1 protein-coding gene and 4 pseudogenes are annotated in these 3,420 nt (G+C 49.2%); 1 reads left to right on the forward strand and 4 read right to left on the reverse strand.

Features of this window, described 5'->3' with window-relative positions:
- Positions 1-161: pseudogene (locus BM021_RS16390) on the forward strand (IS630 family transposase); the annotation flags it as partial.
- Positions 162-173: 12 nt separating this feature from the next.
- Here the strand turns inward: BM021_RS16390 and BM021_RS14665 are convergent.
- The 4 genes and pseudogenes from BM021_RS14665 to BM021_RS16395 all read right to left on the reverse strand — a co-directional run.
- Positions 174-1,295 (reverse strand): Fic family protein, encoded by a 1,122-nt coding sequence (locus BM021_RS14665; protein WP_090721721.1) that lies wholly within the window; start codon positions 1,293-1,295, stop codon positions 174-176.
- A 249-nt stretch (positions 1,296-1,544) separates the two neighbouring features.
- Positions 1,545-1,864: pseudogene (locus BM021_RS15845) on the reverse strand (ATP-binding protein); the annotation flags it as partial.
- 20 nt (positions 1,865-1,884) lie between these two features.
- A pseudogene (locus tag BM021_RS14680) lies at positions 1,885-2,580 on the reverse strand (reverse transcriptase domain-containing protein); the annotation flags it as partial.
- Positions 2,581-3,248: 668 nt separating this feature from the next.
- A pseudogene (locus BM021_RS16395) lies at positions 3,249-3,420 on the reverse strand (IS3 family transposase); the annotation flags it as partial.

Consider the following 3,420-nt stretch of genomic DNA (forward strand, 5'->3'; position numbering starts at 1 on the left):
ATCCTATCGAACAGGTCTTTGCAAAACTCAAGGCCATTTTGAGAAAAGCCATGGCACGGTCATTCGATGCTTTGTGGAAAACCATCGGCAGCATATTGCCGCTCTTCTCAGCATATGAATGCAGAAATTACTTCCTGAATTCAGGGTATGGACGTACTTAAATGCAGAATGCTCTAGTTGAACTGTTTTAACTCGTAACTGGTGCTGCGTCCACCTGCGTCTGATTTCATCAGTACACCACGGTCCAACAGATCGGTAATGTCACGCAGCGCAGAATCAGGTGAGCACTTAGCGATAACCGCCCATTTGCTGCTGGTCAGCTTGCCGTCAAATCCGTCCAACAGCCGATTGAGCAGCTTTATTTGCCGGTCATTGAACGGCGTGCTTGCCCAACGCTGCCAGAACCGGGCTTTGGTCAGAACGATTGAGAGTATGTTTTCTGCACCCTGTATGGCGCGCACTAGGCAGCCCAGAAACCATTCCAGCCAATCTGTGACATCAAGCGTACCTTTTTGCGTGCGTTCGAGCATGTCATAATAATCTTTGCGTTCTTGCTGTATCTGCGCGGATAGACTGTAGAACCGCTGCGTCGACTGCTCTGCGCGCGCCAGAGCCATATCACCCACTGCACGCGCGATGCGCCCATTGCCATCGTCAAACGGGTGAATGGTCACAAACCACAGATGGGCCAGGCCCGCCTTTACTACCGGATCAGATTCCTGGTGCACATTGAACCAGAGCAAGAAATCTGACATCTCTGCTTCTAACCGATGGGCGGGCGGTGCTTCGAAGTGCACCTTCTGGCGGCCTATTGGCCCGGATACGACCTGCATTGGTCCAGATGCATCATCGCGCCAGCCTCCGGTGTGGATTTTGGTCAAGCCGCTATAGCCAGTAGGGAACAACGCTGCATGCCAGCCAAACAATCGCGTTGTAGTCAGAGGTTGGTCAAAGTGAGTGGTTGCATCCAGCACCATGTCGACTATGCCATCGACATGCCGATCAGTAGGAGCCAGGGCACCGATCTCGACTCCGAGACGACGTGCGATGGAAGAACGCACCGTATCCGGATTCAGTAGTTCACCTTCTATCTCGCTGGTCTTGAGCACATCTTCGGTTAAAGCCTGTAAAGTGGCTTGGTCGCGTAGCCCAAGTCCCAGATCATGCATTCGACCTAGCAAGTAACCTTGGGCGTGGTGGACCTGAACCAACAAGCCTGTCAGACGTTGCGCTTCATAGCGCCAGTGGGGCCATTCGGTTTGCTGCCAAATGTAATTTTTATTTCCGCTATTCATGCGGAGATTATGGGGTATATTCTCCGCAAGGTCAAATCACTCGCCGCATCTATTGCGGCAATTAATTCATCCATTCACCGCAATGCAAGCTGACCAAGTGTTGATACCGGTTTAAAATTGACCACCCATTATGGTTGAAAAATGACCAAGGAAAAATAGAGCGCAGGATACTACGCATCTGTGGATAAGTCGACCAGACTGAGTTGTTATTTTGCCTCCCGTTGATGTTTTTAGTTCAGTTGTAATTCACTACAAATTGGCCAGATTTTCTTCTGGTGAATATTTTTCCTTTCCTCGCTGCTGTATTCTGATCTTCGCACTGGCGGCGCTTTGTTTGTAACGGAAAGACTCATTGCCGGTTTCGATGATGTGGCAATGGTGCGTCAGTCGATCAAGAAGCGCAGTGGTCATTTTGGCATCGATAAAAACGTACTCCATTCTGCGAATGCGAGATTGGTCGTAATGATTACGCTGGTGCGTTCATAAAGCCTGGAGAGTAAGTGAAACAATAAAGCACCTCCGGCTTGTGAGAATGGCAGATAGCCCAGTTCATCAAGAATAATCAGATCACACTGCTGGTAACCATTGTGAGCATGATGTTGGACAGGAGTGGTGAGATTACACCTCCTTGTGGTACACCGTTACTGGCTGCCTGAAACAACCCCTGATCCACATGACCTGCTTTGATAAATCGCCATAACAGCGAAAGGAAACGCGTATCTCGAATACGTCTTCGTACACATTTCATCAGTAACTTATGATGTACTGTATCAAAGTAGCTGGCCAGATCACCTTCGATCACCCAGCGACCCGATGTGTTGGTACTATCTTGCAACTGAAACTTCACTGTGCGAATTGCATGATGTACACTGCGTTCAGGCCGAAAACCATAGGACAGACGATGAAAGTCGCTTTCCCAGATGGGCTCCATGGCCATCTGCATTGCACGTTGCACAATCCGATCCCGCAGGGCCGGAATACCCAGTGGTCTTTGTTTGCCGTTGGCTTTTGGGATATAGACGCGCCTTGCTGGTTGCGGCTGATAATTACCAGCCAGTAGTTCGCAACGTATCATTTCCAGTTGGTGCTGGAGATTACGTTCCATTGCTCGCTTGTCTATGTTATCCACCCCCGGTGTCTTTGCGCCATTCGACGCAAGTGTTACTCGAGCTGCCTGTTGCAACCAAGACCGATTGGCAATCACTCTCAGAAGACGGTCAAACTTGCGTTCTTTATCTTCTGAAGACCATCTTGCTAGCTTGCACTGCATTTCACTGATTATCAAAGGTCTTCACCTCTTTATTGGCAGTTAATTTACCAAACAAGCTACTTAAACTGTTCCCCTTCGCCAAGTAGCAGGCTCTCCCTGCCTCAGACTACTGTGGGAACTCCGCCAGTCTGTCGTTCATCGGGGCCACATTCCCTTGCCATTACGATAAACCTTCCCCATTCCACATGCCGGACTCAAACGTATTGGTGAGGCTGCCGATCGCAGTCTTTATCCTTGCTTGCTGCAAGTCGATACAAATGTAACGATCTGGCTATGTTCTCTCCGTTACACCCTGTGTACTGCCATTTGTGTGCAGTCTGCATTTGGGAACGAGCCCCTACATATGGTTCACATATGGTTCGTTCCAATTTGTATACCACCTGTTAAGCCGTGTAGGTGGTGGTGACATTTCAACCCACAGACGCGGTTTAATCGGTTCGTGTTCCTCAACCTTCCAATACTCAGCCTGGAGACGCATCTTGGCTTAACGACTTCGCCTCACGTCCCGTTTCCCACGGGCTCCGTCACCCTGCCAATGCACAGCAGGTTACCGCCGCTTCGGCTCGCGCCTTCTCATAGCAGAAGACGGGCATTCCATTCATTACAGTATGATTAGAATACATTCCAAACATGCTCAAGCTTCGTCAACGTCATCAGTGACGCCTTAGAAGGATGGGCGCACTATAAGTGATATCACTGGTCCACACTTTACTAGGCGCGGCTGCCAGAAAATTCCCGGTTCAGAATATTGGGTGCAACTGGTAAATGATGTTTAGAATCGGTCGTTCACTTTGAATTTCAGTTTTTGCTTACAGCGTAAGTTCAATTTCTTGCGCAATGTTCGAACACGGTATA

It is taken from the genome of Nitrosomonas sp. Nm166 (assembly GCF_900112825.1).
Lineage (GTDB): Bacteria > Pseudomonadota > Gammaproteobacteria > Burkholderiales > Nitrosomonadaceae > Nitrosomonas.